Here is a 15278-nt window from a genome sequence, read left to right as displayed (position 1 = left end):
CCGCCGTCGTACTTGTACGTGACGGTGAGCGGCTTGCCCTCCTCGTCCACGTGCTCGGGGCGCTCGTCGGTCAGCGAGATCGACAGGCCCTTGTTGAGGAAGGCCATCTCCTGGAAGCGCCGGGAGAGGGTCTCGAAGGAGTAGACGGTGGTCTCGAAGATGTCCGCGTCGGCCCAGAAGGTCACCGTCGTGCCGGTGCGGTCGGTCTCCGCGCCCTTGGCCAGGGGGGCGGTCGGGGCGCCCATCTTGTAGTCCTGGGTCCAGACGTGGCCGTCCTTGTGGATCTCCACGGAGAGCCTGGTGGAGAGGGCGTTCACCACGGAGACGCCGACGCCGTGCAGACCGCCGGACACGGCGTAGCCGCCGCCGCCGAACTTGCCACCGGCGTGCAGGACCGTCAGCACGACCTCGACGGCGGGCTTGTCCTGGCCGGGGACGATGTCCACCGGGATGCCTCGGCCGTTGTCGACGCAGCGGATCGCGCCGTCCGCCATGATCGTGACGTCGATGTGGGTGGCGTACCCGGCCATCGCCTCGTCGACGGAGTTGTCCACGACCTCCTGCACCAGGTGGTGCAGGCCGCGCTCGCCCGTCGAACCGATGTACATGCCGGGGCGCTTGCGGACGGCGTCGAGGCCTTCCAGCACCTGGATGTTGCTACCGGTGTAGGAAGCCTGGTCGGACTGGTCTTGGGTCTGGCTGGGGTTGCCGGAATCGGCCACGAAGCGCCCTCTCTGGCACAGCACGGGCCGCATGCCCACCCCGTGCGGGCGGGCGTGCGACCACAGCGTTTCGACTCGGTTGCCACTAGCAACAGTGTTTGGCTCTCAGTCTACCGGTACGACTGACATAGATGGGCGTTTGGCAGCCCTTGAGGGCAGATATGCCGCCCTGAATCCCCTCTGCACATGTCCCGATACTCGACCGGGGGGCCCAGGGCGCCTGGAAGGGCTGTCAGGGGTTCCGGAAGATCGCCGTCCGATCCGGGCCCCCGCCGGCCGCCCGACTTCCCGGTCAGCCCCAGGTGTCGCCCGGCCCCTTGCTCCCCGGCGCGCGCAGCCGGCCGTAGCCGCGAGCGGGCGCCGCCGGGCCGAGCACCTTGATGGTCCGGACCGTCCCGTGCCCCAGCTCGTGGTTCAGACGGGCCACCAACTGCCGTGCGAGCCAGCGCAGTTGAGTGGCCCACGCGGTGGAGTCGCACTGCACCGTGAGCACCGCGGCGGCCTCGTCATAGGAGGAGGGGTGGCAGTGCGCGGCGATGTCCGGGCCGACGATCTGGGGCCAGCGGCCCATCACCCCGCCGACGGCGGCCGAGGACTCCCAGCCGCGCTCGGTCAGCAGCCGGTTGAGCGCCGCACCCAGCGGAACGGGGTCGCGGCCGTCCGAGCGGGCACCGCTGCGCAGGCCGTGGCGCTTCGCCTCGCGCTTCTCGCGGACCTGCTCGCCGCGCTGGCGGGCCTGGGCGCGGGCCGCCCGCAGCGCGGAGCGGGCGAGGTCGGCGCCGGTCGGCGCCGGGGCGCCGGGCTCTTCGGACCCGGGCTCGGGGGCGCCGGGCCCGGGGGAGTGCTCCGCCGGCTCGCTCACGGCGATCTCCTTTCCCCAGCCTGTGGACAACGGTCGCGGTCGCGCGGCCGCCGAGCCGTCCAGCCTACGGGAGCGGCCGGGCCCGACGGGCCGGGGCCGGGGACGGGTGGTGCGTGGAAGTGATCGCGGTGCGGTGACGGCGGTGTGGCGGTCCGGGTGCGGGGGGGGGGAGGAGGACCGCGGTCAGAGGTCGATCCGGCGCACCGAGCCGTCGGAGACCGCGAACCGGGCGCCGACCAGCGCCTTCGGCACGTCCTCGGCGACCGCCGCCGTCACCAGCACCTGCTCCCCGTCGGCCACCAGCTCGGCCAGCCGGTCCCGGCGGGCGGCGTCCAGCTCGGCGAACACGTCGTCCAGGATCAGCACCGGCTCGCCGCCGTCGGCGCGCAGCAGCTCGTACGAGGCCAGCCGCAGCGCCAGGGCGAACGACCAGGACTCGCCGTGGCTGGCGTAGCCCTTGGCGGGCAGCGGGCCGAGCTTGAGCACCAGCTCGTCGCGGTGCGGGCCGACCAGGGTGACGCCGCGGTCGACCTCCTGCTTGCGGACCGCCCGCAGCGCGTCCAGCAGCTGTTCCTCGGCCTGCTCGCGGCTGCTCGGCAGCTCGCCCTCGAAGGAGCTGCGGTACTCCAGGGCGGTCTCGCCGCCGCCGGGGGCCAGCTGCCCGTACGCGGCCACCACCAGCGGCTGCAGGGCGGCCACCAGCTGGATCCGGAAGGCCGTCAACTCGGCGCCGGCGCGGGCCAGATGGCCGTCCCAGACCTCCAGGGTGGAGAGGTCGGCGCCCTTGCCGCCGCCGGCCCGGCGGGCCATCGCGGCGGTCTTCAGCAGGGCGTTGCGCTGCTTGAGCACCCGCTCGTAGTCCTGTCGCACCCCGGCCAGCCGGGGCGCCCGGGCGGTCAGCAGCTCGTCCAGGAAGCGCCGCCGCTCACCCGGGTCGCCCTTGACCAGGCTGAGGTCCTCGGGGGCGAACAGCACGGTGCGCAGCAGGCCCAGCACGTCGCGCGGGCGGACGTTGTCGGACCGGTTGATCCGGGCCCGGTTGGCCTTGCCCGGGGTGAGCTCCAGCTCGATCAGGGTGGAGCGGCCACGGTCCACCACCGAGGTGCGGACCACCGCCCGCTCGGCGCCCAGCCGGACCAGCGGGGTGTCGGTGGCGACCCGGTGGCTGCCCAGGGTGGCGACGTAGCCGATCGCCTCGACCAGGTTGGTCTTGCCCTGGCCGTTCGGACCGACGAAGGCGGTCACGCCCGGGTCGAGGGGTACCTCGGCCCGGGCGTAGGACCGGAAGTCGGCGAGCGACAGATGCGCGACGTGCATGGCTGTGGACTGCGCCCGCCTTCTTGTGGAGGACCTGCTGGTTACTTGGACTCGACCGCGTGGCCGCCGAACTGGTTGCGCAGCGCGGCGATCATCTTCATCTGCGGCGAGTCCTCCTGGCGGGAGGCGAAGCGGGCGAACAGCGAGGCGGTGATCGCCGGCAGCGGCACGGCGTGGTCGATCGCGGCCTCGACGGTCCAGCGGCCCTCGCCGGAGTCGGCGGCCCAGCCGCGCAGCTTGTCCAGGTGCTCGTCCTCGTCCAGGGCGTTGACGGCCAGGTCCAGCAGCCAGGAGCGGATGACGGTGCCCTCCTGCCAGCTGCGGAAGACCTCGCGCACGTCGGTGACCTCGGGGGCGGCCTCCAGCAGCTCCCAGCCCTCGGCGAAGGCCTGCATCATCGCGTACTCGATGCCGTTGTGGACCATCTTGGCGAAGTGGCCGGCGCCCACCGCGCCCGCGTGCACGTTGCCGAAGTCGCCCTCGGGCTTGAGCGCCTGGAAGATCGGCTGGACCTTGGCGACGTGCTCGGCGTCGCCGCCGTACATCAGCGCGTAGCCGTTCTCCAGGCCCCAGACGCCGCCGGAGACGCCGCAGTCCACGAAGCCGATGCCCTTGGCCGCCAGCGCCTCGGCGTGCTTGATGTCGTCGGTCCACCGGGAGTTGCCGCCGTCGACCACCACGTCGCCGGGGGAGAGCAGCTCGGCGAGCTCGTCGACGGTCGCCTGGGTGGCGGCGCCCGCCGGGACCATGACCCAGACCACGCGCGGGCCCTGGAGCTTGGTGACGAGCTCCTGGAGGCTGTCGACGTCGGAGATGTCCGGGTTGCGGTCGTAGCCGATGACGGTGTGGCCGGCGCGGCGGATCCGCTCGCGCATGTTGCCGCCCATCTTGCCGAGACCGATGAGGCCGAGCTCCATGACCAAGTCCTTACCTGTGGTGACGTGCCTGCCGGCGGCGCCGTTGCCGCGCTCCTTGAGCCTACGCGCTGGAGCGGCCCCGGCCGGTCTGCGGTCGGGCCGGGCGAGACGTCCACAGGCTGTGCACAGCGGGTGTGCACAGCCTGTGGACGGTCGGACGCGGTGGGGTCAGCCGGAGAGGCGGACCGGCATGATCAGGTACTGGTAGGCCTTGTCCTCCTCGGCGTCCACCGAGACCTTGCCGCTGAGCAGCGCGGGCTTGGTCGGGGTGGTGAAGCTGAGCTGGGCGAAGGGGGAGTCGATGGCCTTGAGGCCCTCCTCCAGGTAGCCCGGGTTGAAGGCGATCGAGATGGCGTCGCCTTCCAGGGAGGCCTCGATGCGCTCGGTGGCCTGGGCGTCGTCACCCGAGCCGGCCTCCAGCGTCAGCACGCCCTCCTCGAAGTTGAGGCGGACCGGGGTGTTGCGCTCGGCGACCAGCGAGACGCGCTTGAGCGCCTCCAGGAAGGGCTGGGTCTGGATCGCGGCGATCGCGTTGAACTCGGTCGGGAACAGGCTGCGGAACTTGGGGAACTCGCCCTCCAGCAGCCGGGTGGTGGTCCGGCGACCGGCGCCCTCGAAACCGATCAGGCCCTCGCCCGCGCCGCCCGAGGAGAGCGCGATGGAGACGTTGTCGCCGCTGCCCAGGGACTTGGCGATGTCCTGGAGGGTCTTGGCGGGGACCAGCGCGACGGCGGAGATGTCCGACTGCTCGGGCTTCCACAGCAGCTCGCGGACGGCGAAGCGGTAGCGGTCGGTGGCGGCCAGGGTGATCCGGTCGCCCTCGATCTCGACCCGGACGCCGGTGAGCACCGGGAGGGTGTCGTCGCGGCCGGCGGCGACCGCGGCCTGGCTGACGGCGGAGGCGAAGACGTCGCCGGAGACGGTGCCGGTGGCGGTGGGCATCTGGGGGAGCGCGGGGTACTCGTCCACCGGGAGGGTGGGGAGGGTGAAGCGGGAACTGCCGCAGACCACGCTGACCCGCTGGCCGTCGGTGGAGATCTCCACCGGCCGGTTGGGGAGGTTGCGGGAGATGTCGTTCAGCAGCCGACCGGAGACCAGGACGGTGCCGGCCTCCTCGACGTCCGCCTCCAGCTCGACCCGGGCCGAGACCTCGTAGTCGAAACCGGACAGCGCCAGACTGCCCTCCTGCGCGGTCAGCAGCAGGCCGGCCAGCACCGGCACCGGCGGCCGTGCCGGGAGGCTGCGGGCAGCCCAGGCCACCGCCTCCGCGAGGACGTCGCGCTCCACCCGGAACTTCACCGGTAACCGCCTCCTGGATCGAGCGCTCCCGCTCGCACTCTGGTTCGTCTGATCTTGATCGTCGGTTCGGCTGTCCGCCGAGCTCGGTCACTCCGCTTCCAGTCGCAAGGACAGTCTGACGTACTCCGCCGACAGACGGGGCAGACGGGCACGAGCAACCCGAACGGTTGTCGGAGACCGGTTGTCCACAGATTCGGGGCCCACCCACTTTGAAAGCAAGTCCGGGGTCTAAATGTGTAGTGGTAGTAGTAGGGCCTGTGGAAACCGTGGATAACCCCGTTTCCGCAGGTCAGAGCCCGAATTTTGTCCACAGTGGGTGTGGACGGCGGCTGTGGACGGACAGGCCGCGCTGTGGACAGCCGAGCGTTACCCACAGGCCACGCTCGGTATCCACAGGTTATCCCCAGGGCTGTCCCCAGATCCGGGCCCGGTTATCCACGGGCGCCGGTCAACTTTTCGTGACGCCTTTCACACCAGGGTATGAACGCCAGCTCACGGTTGTCGAACTGTGGACGCCGCTGTGGACAACCTGGGGATAACCGACCCTTCCCTGGGGACAACCGGTGGATAACCCGGACGGCCCAGTGGCGGGCCGTCAATTGTCCACACCCTGTGGATAACCGTTGTGCACAAGTCCACAGGCACCTGACCTGCGCGGAAGAGCGTAGCGGCGACGGGCCTGTGGACGAATTCTGGATAACTCCGCACTCCCCACCCTGTGGACGGTGGAGAAGGGGCCGGTCCTGTGGACAACGGCCTTGCGCGCCCTCGGTTTTCGAGTCACCGGTCAGTTGTTCGGCGCGGGCTGTGGACTGGCGGGACGTCCGTCGACGGGATCCCTGCCCAGCCGGCGCGCGCCGCACACCTGTGGATGCGCGAAAGGGCGTCAGGATTCGCTCCTGACGCCCTGGGGGCCGCGCTGGGCAGCGCCGTGCCGCGGCCGTGCCGCGGCCGTGCCGTCCGTGCCGTCGGTGCCGTGAAGTGCCCTGCCGCGTCGTGAAGTGCGGCGCGGCGGCTAGCTCTTGATGCGGTTGGTGAGTTCGGTGACCTGGTTGTAGATCGAGCGCCGCTCGGCCATCAGCGAGCGGATCTTGCGGTCCGCGTGCATCACCGTCGTGTGGTCGCGGCCGCCGAACTGCGCGCCGATCTTCGGCAGCGAGAGGTCGGTGAGCTCGCGGCAGAGGTACATCGCGATCTGCCGGGCCGTCACCAGCACCCGGCTGCGCGAGGATCCGCAGAGGTCGTCCACCCCCAGGCCGAAGTACGCGGCGGTCTGCTGCATGATGACCTGCGCGGTGATCTCCGGGCCGGCGTCCTCGTCCCCGCCGGGGATCAGGTCCTTGAGGACGATCCCGGCCAGCTCCAGGTCCACCGGGGCCCGGTTGAGGTTGGCGAAGGCGGTGACCCGGATCAGGGCGCCCTCCAGCTCCCGGATGTTGCGGGTGATCCGGGACGCGATGAACTCCAACACGTCGGCGGGAGCGTTGAGTTGCTCCTGGATCGCCTTCTTGCGCAGGATCGCGATCCGGGTCTCCAGCTCCGGCGGGGTGACGTCGGTGATCAGACCCCACTCGAAGCGGTTGCGCAGCCGGTCCTCCAGCGTGGTCAGCAGCTTGGGCGGCCGGTCCGAGGAGAGGACGATCTGCTTGTTCGCGTTGTGCAGGGTGTTGAAGGTGTGGAAGAACTCCTCCTGCGTGGACTCCTTGCTCGCGAGGAACTGGATGTCGTCCACGAGCAGGATGTCCATGTCCCGGTAGCGGCGGCGGAAGGTGTCCGCCTTGCCGTCCCGGATCGAGTTGATGAACTCGTTGGTGAACTCCTCCGAGGACACGTAGCGCACCCGGGTGCCCGGGAAGAGGCTGCGCGAGTAGTGCCCGATGGCGTGCAGCAGGTGGGTCTTGCCCAGCCCGGACTCGCCGTAGATGAAGAGCGGGTTGTACGCCTTGGCCGGGGCCTCGGCGACCGCCACCGCCGCCGCGTGCGCGAAGCGGTTGCTGGCGCCGATGACGAAGGTGTCGAACAGGTACTTGGGATTCAGCCGGGCGGCCGGTTCGTCCTTGCGGGAGCCGCCGGCCGGGGGAGCGCCGGGCGGGGCGGGCACGCCGGGGACGCCGGGACGCTCGGTGGAGCGTTCCGGGGAGGCCTTCTCCGCCGGGCGGCCGCCGGTGGGGCGGGAGCCGCCGGCCCGGCGGCCGGCGCCGGTGCGCGGCTGCTCGTTCGGGCCGGGGCCGTAGGCGCCGCCGAAGAGGTCGCCCTGGGTGGTCGCGGGCGGTCCGGGGACGGGCCGCGGCGCCTGGCGGGGCGCGGGCTCCTCCGGATCGCGGTAGGCCGGCGGCTGCTCCTGGTAGCCCTGCCAGCCCTGGCCGGCGCCGGGGCCGCCGTACGGGGCCTGGCGCGGGTCGTAGCCGCCGGTGTCGTAGCGGGGACGCTCGTAGTCCTGCTCGTACGGCTGTCCCTGCTCGTACGGCTGTCCCTGCTCGTAGGGCTGTCCCTGCTCGTAGGGCTGCCCCTGCTCGTAGGGCTGGCCGTGTTCGTAGGACTGCTGGTAGTCCTGGCCGCCGTAGTCGGGGGCGTCCTCCTCGGCCGGGCCCGGGTAGGGCTCGGCCGGGGACTGGGAGGCGGGAGCAGGGGTGGTCGGCACCGCGTTGGCGTCGACCATCACGGCGATCCGGACCGGGCGGCTGAGCTCACGGCTGAGGGCCTCGGTCAGCTGCGGCAGCAGCCGGCCCTCCAGCACCTGCTTGGCCCGCTCGTTCGGGGCCGCCAGCAGGGCGGTGTCGTGCATCATCCACATCGGCTGGGTGCGCTGCACCCACTGCTTGTCCATCTCCGCGACATCGGGGTCGCTGACCAGCCGCTCGACGACCCTGGCCCAGACCGGGACGAGGTCGCTGTTGACATCAGCCACTGGTGCACGCTTTCCAAGAACAAACCAGACAAGTTCTGCAACGGTAGTCAGCGAACAGGGCTGGATCAAGTCGTTGTCCACAGGCTGTGGGTAAACGCGCTCCGGAGCGGCTGGTTTGACCCTCGCGCCCCGTCCCGCGTACCGTAACCAGGTCGAGTTGTCGATGGCCGCTGCCGCATGTCCGCGGGTCCACCCGCTCCATAAGGCGCGCAGCACGGGCGCCGTGGATTGCCTCAAACCCCAGCCGAACTGGGGCGATGGGCCGGATTTCCGAATCAGGGGAGATCACGCGGACGCACGGTGACGGCCAAGCGACTCCCCGTCATCCTACGATTCACCTCAGGAGCCCCCGAGTGAGCAAGCGCACCTTCCAGCCGAACAACCGTCGTCGCGCGAAGACCCACGGCTTCCGGCTGCGTATGCGTACCCGCGCCGGCCGCGCCATCCTGGCCGCCCGCCGTGGCAAGGGCCGCGCCAGCCTGTCCGCCTGATCCGCGCCAGAGTCTGTTGTGCTGCCCTCCGAGAATCGGCTGCGGCGGCGCCAGGACTTCGCGACCGCGGTGAAACGCGGTCGCCGGGCCGGTCGGCCCCTTCTGGTCGTCCATCTCAGCAGAGAGGGTGACCCGCAGGGGCAGACCGACCGGACCAGCGACTCCCGCCCGCACGTCGCCGAGGGGATTCCTTCGGCGCGTGCGGGTTTCGTCGTGAGCAAGGCCGTTGGCCCGGCGGTCGTCCGCAACCTGGTCAAGCGCCGGTTGCGCCACCTCGTTCGTGATCGTCTGTCCAGGCTGCCCGCCGGTAGCCTGATAGTGGTGCGTGCGCTGCCCCAGGCCGCGACCGCCTCGTACCAGGACCTCGAACGTGACCTGGACGCGGCACTCAAGCGGTTGCTGAGGACGGAGCCCGCCGCCACGGCGCCGACGGGAGCAGGGCGATGAAGTACCTGCTGATGGGTCTGATCAGGGTCTACCAGTGGACCATCAGCCCACTGCTCGGTCCGGTCTGCCGCTATTACCCCTCCTGCTCGCACTACGGCTACGAGGCCGTGAAGGTGCACGGGGCGGTCAAGGGCGGCGGGCTGACCGCCTGGCGCATCCTGCGTTGCAATCCGTGGACGCCCGGCGGGGTCGATCACGTCCCGCCGCGCAAGCATCCGGTGTGGCACCGGCGGTTGCGAGACTGGCTGAAGAGCCGGTCCGCCACCGGAGACCCGGTGACCGCCACCCCCGCCGGTCCGGACCCCGAGGGCCCGGCGACCATTGGTCCCGTGCGGCCAATCCACCTGTCCAAGGAGCCTGACCGGTGACCTTCTCCTTCCTGAATCCCCTGTACACGGCGGTGTCCTGGATCATCGTCCAGTTCCACTCGCTGTACAGCCACATCTTCGACCCGGACGGTGGCTGGGCCTGGGGTCTCGCCATCGCCTCGATGGTGGTCGTCATCCGGATCTGCCTGATCCCGCTCTTCGTGAAGCAGATCAAGGCGACCCGGGCCATGCAGGCGATCCAGCCGAAGATGAAGGCCATCCAGGAGCGCTACAAGAACGACCGGCAGCGCCAGTCCGAAGAGATGATGAAGCTGTACAAGGAGGCGGGTACCAACCCGTTCTCCAGCTGCCTTCCCATCCTCGTGCAGGCGCCGTTCTTCACCGCCCTCTACGGTGTGCTCGCCAAGGTCGCCAAGGGCCAGGACATCGGCGTCATCCACGGTGACCTGCTGGTGAGCGCCGGCAAGGCGCACATCTTCGGCGCCCCGCTCTCCGCGACCTTCGTCGGCAGCACCGAGACCAGCGTCAAGATCGTCACCGCCGTGATGATCATCCTGATGTCGCTGTCGCAGTTCATCACCCAGCGCCAGCTGATGACCAAGAACGTCGACCTCACGGTGAAGACGCCGTTCATGCAGCAGCAGAAGATGCTGATGTACGTCTTCCCGATCATGTTCGCCGTGATGGGCATCAACTTCCCCGTCGGTGTCCTGGTCTACTGGCTGACCACCAACGTCTGGTCGATGGGCCAGCAGCTGATCGTCATCCACAACAACCCGACCCCGGGCAGCAAGGCCTTCCAGGAGCGCCAGGAGCGCCTGAAGAAGGCCGGTCGACTGCGTCCGGACGGTACGGAGATCAAGGGCGCGCTCTGGGGCATGCTGCCCCCGTCCAAGGCGGCCATCAGCGAGGCGGCCAGCGCCGCCGCGGTGGTCGAGGAGTCGGTGCAGGCGCGCCGCCAGCAGCCCCGTCGGCAGACCAAGGCCCAGCGCCAGCAGGGCGTTGCCGGGCAGTCGACCGAAGAGCTGAGCAACGACACCGCCCCGGCCGAGGAGCCCGCCGACGCCGCTCCGGCCGAGTCCGGTGGCAAGCCGGCGGCCGCCAAGCAGAGCACGGCCAAGCCGGCCGGTACCAAGCAGGGCACCAGGCAGCAGCCGAAGCGCGGTGGCGGCCAGCGGCCGAAGAAGAAGTCCTGACCGGCCCCCAGCCTGTTGTGACAGCCGCGAAGAGCTTCGTTCCCGGCCCGGCAGACGGGCCCATCTCCGAAGGAGTCCATCAGTGACGGAAGGCACCACCTCCGCCGTCGAGGCCGAGGCCGCCGCCAGTTCCGACGAGAGCCTCGTCTCCCGCCTGGAGCAGGAGGGCGACATCGCGGCGGACTACCTGGAGGGTCTGCTCGACATCGCCGACCTCGACGGTGACATCGACATGGACGTCGAGGGCGACCGCGCCCTGGTCTCCATCGTCAGCGACGGCAACGACCGCGCGCTGCAGCGCCTGGTCGGCCAGGACGGCGAGGTGCTGGAGGCCCTCCAGGAGCTGACCCGGTTGGCTGTCCACCGGGAGACCGGCGAGCGCAGCCGCCTCATGCTGGACATTGCCGGCTTCCGGGCCCGCAAGCGCGAGGAGCTGGCGGCGCTCGGTGCCGAGGCCGCCGAGCAGGCCAAGAGCAGCGGCGAGCAGGTCAAGCTGCGGCCGATGACTCCCTTCGAGCGCAAGGTCGTCCACGACGCGGTCGCCGCGGCCGGTCTGCGCAGCGAGTCCGAGGGCGAAGAGCCCCAGCGGTGCGTGGTCGTGCTGCCGGTCTGAGGCCGACAGGTCGACGACCGGCCGCCGTGCGGCCGGAGAGCTTCACCGGACGTGACCCCGTCCGCCTCGTGCGGGCGGGGTCGTCGTCCCTTCTGGGATGTTTCACGTGAAACAGTGCGTTGAGCGGGTCGGTGGATCCGGGGATCGGAGAGGTCGAGATGGACACGGAGAACGCGGCTGCCGGCCGGCCGGGGGCGGACGTGGACCCGGCCGCTGAGGGGCGGGCCACCGAGCCGGAGCAGCTGGCCGAGGCGCCGGCCGTCGCCCGGGAGGTCTTCGGGGAACGCTACGAAGCCGCGGTCCGCTACACGGAGCTGCTGGCCACCGCGGGCGTCCAGCGCGGGCTGATCGGGCCCCGCGAGGTGCCCCGGCTCTGGGACCGCCACGTGCTGAACTGCGCGGTGCTGGCCGAGCTGCTGCCCGCCGGCACCACCCTGTGCGACGTCGGCTCCGGGGCCGGTCTGCCGGGCATCCCGGTGGCGCTGGCCCGTCCGGACGTCTCGGTGACGCTGCTGGAGCCGCTGCTGCGCCGGACCACCTTCCTGGAGGAGGTCGTCCGGGAGCTGGGTCTGGACAACGTCACGGTGCTGCGCGGCCGCGCGGAGGAGATGGTCGGCAAGCTCGCGGTGGACGTGGTGACCGCCCGGGCGGTGGCGCCGCTGGACCGGCTGGCCGGCTGGGGCATGCCGCTGCTGCGTCCGCACGGGCAGATGCTGGCGCTCAAGGGCGACAGCGCGGAGCAGGAGCTGGCCGACTCGCGGGCCGGTCTGGCCAGGCTGGGCGCGGTCGAGTGGAGCGTCATCGCGGTCGGCGAGGGCACCCTGGAGACCTCGACCCGGGTGGTCCAGGTGAAGGCGGGGGAGAGCCCCGGCGGGGTGAAGGCGGCCACCCGGCGCGCCAAGGCGGCCCGGGCGGGTCGCACCGCGAACGCCCGGAGCGGCGAGCGCGGCCGGGGCGGGCGGCGTCGCGGCCGCTGATCCGGCGTGACGCCGGACACGCATCGACCACGGGCGGACGGGCCTCCTGCGAGGGAGGAACGTCCGCCCGTGGTCGTTCAGGTGACGGACGGGTCGACGCTCCCCCAGCCTTCGGCCGGGAGGTGCCCCCAGGACACCGGAGTGTCGCAACGTCAGATTTCCGGCAAAGCGGGCATGGTGTTTCACGTGAAACGTCGCTCCTTGCTCTCGGGCATCCTCCGCCGTGACCGGGCGGCGACTGTTGCCGCTCCGGTTTCACGTGAAACACTGACCCCCATGCAGGACTCGGAGACCGTCGACCAGATCGATGACACGCCCATCGCGCGGGCTGCCCAGGCTGCGGTTCGGGCGATCGGCCGAGCGGGCGAGGGACTGCCCCGGCCCGCCGCCACTCGGGTGATCGTGGTCGCCAACCAGAAGGGTGGGGTGGGCAAGACCACCACCACCGTGAACATGGCCGCCTCGCTCGCCATGCACGGCCTGCGCGTGTTGGTCGTCGACCTCGACCCGCAGGGCAACGCCTCCACGGCGCTCGGTATCGACCACCACGCCGAGGTGCCGTCCATCTACGACGTCCTGGTGGAGGGCAAGCCGCTGGCCGACGTGGTGCAGCCGGTGCACGACGTCGAGGGGCTGTTCTGCGTCCCCGCCACCATCGACCTGGCCGGCGCCGAGATCGAGCTGGTCTCCCTGGTGGCCCGGGAGAGCCGGCTCCAGCGGGCCATCGCCGCCTACGAGCAGCCGCTCGACTACATCCTGATCGACTGTCCGCCCTCGCTGGGTCTGCTGACGGTCAACGCCCTGGTCGCCGGTCAGGAGGTGATGATCCCGATCCAGTGCGAGTACTACGCGTTGGAGGGCCTCGGTCAGCTGCTGCGCAACGTCGAGCTGGTGCGCGCGCACCTCAACCCCGCACTGCACGTGTCGACCATCCTCCTCACCATGTACGACGCCCGGACCAGGCTGGCCGCCCAGGTCGCCGAGGAGGTCCGGACCCACTTCCAGCAAGAGGTGCTGAGCACGGCGATCCCCCGCTCGGTGCGCATCTCGGAGGCGCCCAGCTACGGGCAGACGGTGCTCACCTACGACCCGGGCTCGACCGGGGCGCTCTCCTACCTGGAGGCCGCCCGGGAGCTCGCGCTGCGTGCGGTGGGTCAGGGCGGCTCGCTGGTGGGTCAGCAGCGGGACGGCCAGCAGGGGCACGGCGCCCCGGTGGCACAGTACGGCACGACGGAGGGTCATCAGTGAGTGCTCGCAGGGTTGGTCTGGGTCGAGGGCTGGAGGCGTTGATCCGCCCCGCCGCGCCGGTGGACGGCGGGGCGGAGGCGAAGCCTGCGGCAGCCACGCCCGCGCCGGCCTCGGTGACGCCGCTGCCGAGCGGCCGCGGCACGGTGGCGGCCCGGGCGGCCGCGGAGAAGCGGGCCGAGCAGGCGCAGCCGGCCGGTGCCTACTTCGCCGAGCTGCCGCTGGACGCGATCACCCCCAACCCGCGCCAGCCGCGTGACGTCTTCGACGAGGACAAGCTGGCCGAGCTGGTCACCTCCATCAGGGAGGTCGGGCTGCTCCAGCCGATCGTGGTGCGCCAGGCCGGTGCCGACAGCTTCGAGCTGATCATGGGCGAGCGCCGCTGGCGCGCCTCCCGGGAGGCCGGGCTGGAGCGGATCCCGGCGATCGTCCGGGCCACCGAGGACGACAAGCTGCTGCTGGACGCCCTCCTGGAGAACCTGCACCGCGCCGAGCTGAACCCGCTGGAGGAGGCGGCCGCCTACGACCAGCTGTTGCGGGACTTCGCCTGCACCCACGAGGAGCTGGCCGAGCGGATCGGCCGCTCGCGCGAGCACGTCTCCAACACCCTGCGGCTGATGAGGCTCTCGCCGTCCGTGCAGCGCCGGCTGGTGGCCGGGACGCTGATGGCCGGACACGCGCGGGCCCTGCTCGGCGTGCCGGACGCCGAGGAGCAGGAGCGGCTGGCCAAGCGGATCATCGCGGAGGGTCTCACGGTGCGCAACATCGAGGAGATCGTCAAGGTGATGAAGCTGGAGGAGAGGCCCCGGCGCCAGGCGCCGAAGGCGGGCAAGCTCAACTCCCCGGCCTTCAACGACCTGGCGAGCCGGCTGTCCGACCGGTTCGACACCCGGGTCAAGGTCGAGGTGTCGCAGCGCGGCGGCAAGCTGGGCAAGGGCAAGGTGGTGCTGGAGTTCGGCTCGGTGGAGGACCTGAACCGGATCCTGGACAGCATGGCCCCCGGTGAGGACGGTCTGCGGCTGTCGCAGGGCTGAGCCGGACCGGTCCGGCTGAGGGCAACGACCCGATGGGTGCGTGTTCCACGTGAGCGCTGTTTCACGTGAAACATGCACCCATCGGCGTTCGTGGGGGAATGCTCGACCGTGAGAGGGAGGAGGAGGTGCGGCCATGGGACGGCGGATCGTTCCGCTGACGTTGGACAACCTCGGGGACCTGCCGACCGGCTGTCGCTCCTGCGTGTTCTGGGAGCTGGACCCGGTCAGCGCGAAGGAGGCGGTGGAGTCGGGCAAGCCGGAGCTGGCGAAGGAGGGGTGGATCTCCACGGTGCTGCTGGAGTGGGGCTCCTGCGGCCGGATCGTCTACGTGGACGACCGGCCCGCCGGGTTCGTGCTCTACGCACCGCCCGCCTACGTCCCCCGCTCGCAGTCCTTCCCGACCAGTCCGGTCTCGCCGGACGCCGTTCAGCTGATGGTCAGTCGGGTGCTGCCGGGCTACCAGCGCCAGGGGCTTGGCCGGGTGCTGGTGCAGACCGTGGCCAAGGACCTGATCGGGCGGGGAGTGCGGGCGATCGAGGCCTTCGGCTCGTCCGGGCGGGTGCCGACCAGCTGCGTGCTGCCGGCCGACCACCTGCTCGCGGTCGGCTTCAAGACCGTCCGTCCGCACCAGCGCTACCCGCGGCTGCGGCTGGAGGCGCGGACGACGCTCTCCTGGCGGGGCGACGTGGAGGGGGCGCTGGAGCGGCTGCTGGGCGGCGGGCGGAAGGAGCCCGCGCTGCGGCCGTTCTAGCGGGCGTCTCCGGAGGGCGTTTCCGGAAGGGCGTCCCCGGGGGCGTCTCCCGGAGGGCGTCGTCGGAGTGGGTCACCGGAGGGCGTTTCCGGGGGATCCCGGAAACGACGGCGGCGGGGGGGGGCCCCCCCCGGGGGGCCCCCCCCCCCGGGGGGGCGGGCCGCCGGCGG

15 protein-coding genes are annotated in these 15278 nt (G+C 71.3%); 9 read left to right on the top strand and 6 right to left on the bottom strand.

Annotated features, from left to right (window positions below; genetic code table 11):
- The 6 genes from ABZ449_RS40235 to dnaA all read right to left on the bottom strand — a co-directional run.
- Nucleotides 1–746 (bottom strand): ATP-binding protein (locus ABZ449_RS40235; RefSeq protein WP_360356609.1); only part of this gene is annotated, 746 nt, incomplete at its 3' end.
- A gap of 268 nt (nucleotides 747–1014) precedes the next feature.
- On the bottom strand, nucleotides 1015–1479 hold the full coding sequence (locus tag ABZ449_RS40230; protein ID WP_223244507.1) for a DciA family protein: 465 nt from the start codon (nucleotides 1477–1479) through the stop codon (nucleotides 1015–1017).
- A gap of 288 nt (nucleotides 1480–1767) precedes the next feature.
- A complete protein-coding gene (gene recF, locus ABZ449_RS40225) occupies nucleotides 1768–2901 on the bottom strand; it encodes a DNA replication/repair protein RecF (RefSeq protein ID WP_360356606.1) in 1134 nt (377 codons plus the stop codon).
- A 41-nt stretch (nucleotides 2902–2942) separates the two neighbouring features.
- Nucleotides 2943–3818 carry a phosphogluconate dehydrogenase (NAD(+)-dependent, decarboxylating) gene (gene gnd / locus ABZ449_RS40220; RefSeq protein WP_360356603.1) on the bottom strand — a complete coding sequence of 292 codons (876 nt, stop codon included), beginning with the start codon at nucleotides 3816–3818 and terminating at the stop codon, nucleotides 2943–2945.
- A gap of 168 nt (nucleotides 3819–3986) precedes the next feature.
- Complete coding sequence (gene dnaN, locus ABZ449_RS40215; protein WP_074001900.1) at nucleotides 3987–5117, bottom strand: DNA polymerase III subunit beta; 1131 nt, start codon at nucleotides 5115–5117, stop codon at nucleotides 3987–3989.
- Nucleotides 5118–6132: 1015 nt separating this feature from the next.
- Entirely contained in the window at nucleotides 6133–8025 is a 1893-nt protein-coding gene (dnaA, locus tag ABZ449_RS40210; RefSeq protein ID WP_360356600.1) for a chromosomal replication initiator protein DnaA, read from the bottom strand.
- Nucleotides 8026–8378: 353 nt separating this feature from the next.
- On the opposite strand from dnaA, the gene rpmH reads away from it, so the two are divergent.
- The 9 genes from rpmH to ABZ449_RS40165 all read left to right on the top strand — a co-directional run bounded on the left by rpmH (nucleotide 8379) and on the right by ABZ449_RS40165 (nucleotide 15108).
- Complete coding sequence (rpmH, locus tag ABZ449_RS40205; protein ID WP_030059672.1) at nucleotides 8379–8516, top strand: 50S ribosomal protein L34; 138 nt, start codon at nucleotides 8379–8381, stop codon at nucleotides 8514–8516.
- Between the two features lie 18 nt (nucleotides 8517–8534).
- A complete protein-coding gene (rnpA, locus tag ABZ449_RS40200; protein WP_360356599.1) occupies nucleotides 8535–8963 on the top strand; it encodes a ribonuclease P protein component in 429 nt (142 codons plus the stop codon).
- The gene (yidD, locus tag ABZ449_RS40195) at nucleotides 8960–9331 is read left to right on the top strand and encodes a membrane protein insertion efficiency factor YidD (RefSeq protein WP_224284463.1); all 372 of its coding nucleotides are present in this window, start codon (nucleotides 8960–8962) and stop codon (nucleotides 9329–9331) included. The genes rnpA and yidD overlap by 4 nt, the downstream gene beginning before the upstream one ends.
- Nucleotides 9328–10488, top strand: coding sequence for a membrane protein insertase YidC (gene yidC, locus ABZ449_RS40190; protein WP_360356595.1), 1161 nt, complete (start codon nucleotides 9328–9330; stop codon nucleotides 10486–10488). Before yidD ends, yidC begins: the two co-directional genes overlap by 4 nt.
- A gap of 82 nt (nucleotides 10489–10570) precedes the next feature.
- Complete coding sequence (locus tag ABZ449_RS40185) at nucleotides 10571–11101, top strand: R3H domain-containing nucleic acid-binding protein (protein WP_360356592.1); 531 nt, start codon at nucleotides 10571–10573, stop codon at nucleotides 11099–11101.
- A gap of 158 nt (nucleotides 11102–11259) precedes the next feature.
- On the top strand, nucleotides 11260–12078 hold the full coding sequence (gene rsmG / locus ABZ449_RS40180) for a 16S rRNA (guanine(527)-N(7))-methyltransferase RsmG (RefSeq protein WP_360356589.1): 819 nt from the start codon (nucleotides 11260–11262) through the stop codon (nucleotides 12076–12078).
- Nucleotides 12079–12381: 303 nt separating this feature from the next.
- Nucleotides 12382–13326 (top strand): ParA family protein, encoded by a 945-nt coding sequence (locus tag ABZ449_RS40175; RefSeq protein ID WP_360356611.1) that lies wholly within the window; start codon nucleotides 12382–12384, stop codon nucleotides 13324–13326.
- Entirely contained in the window at nucleotides 13323–14357 is a 1035-nt protein-coding gene (locus tag ABZ449_RS40170) for a ParB/RepB/Spo0J family partition protein (protein ID WP_360356587.1), read from the top strand. The genes ABZ449_RS40175 and ABZ449_RS40170 overlap by 4 nt, the downstream gene beginning before the upstream one ends.
- Nucleotides 14358–14490: 133 nt before the next feature.
- Complete coding sequence (locus ABZ449_RS40165) at nucleotides 14491–15108, top strand: GNAT family N-acetyltransferase (RefSeq protein WP_360356584.1); 618 nt, start codon at nucleotides 14491–14493, stop codon at nucleotides 15106–15108.
- Nucleotides 15109–15278: the final 170 nt, after the last annotated feature.

The organism is Kitasatospora sp. NPDC005856 (assembly GCF_040629945.1).
GTDB lineage: Bacteria > Actinomycetota > Actinomycetes > Streptomycetales > Streptomycetaceae > Kitasatospora.
Note: the sequence above shows the minus strand (reverse complement) of the source record. Positions and strands in the feature narration are given on the sequence as shown.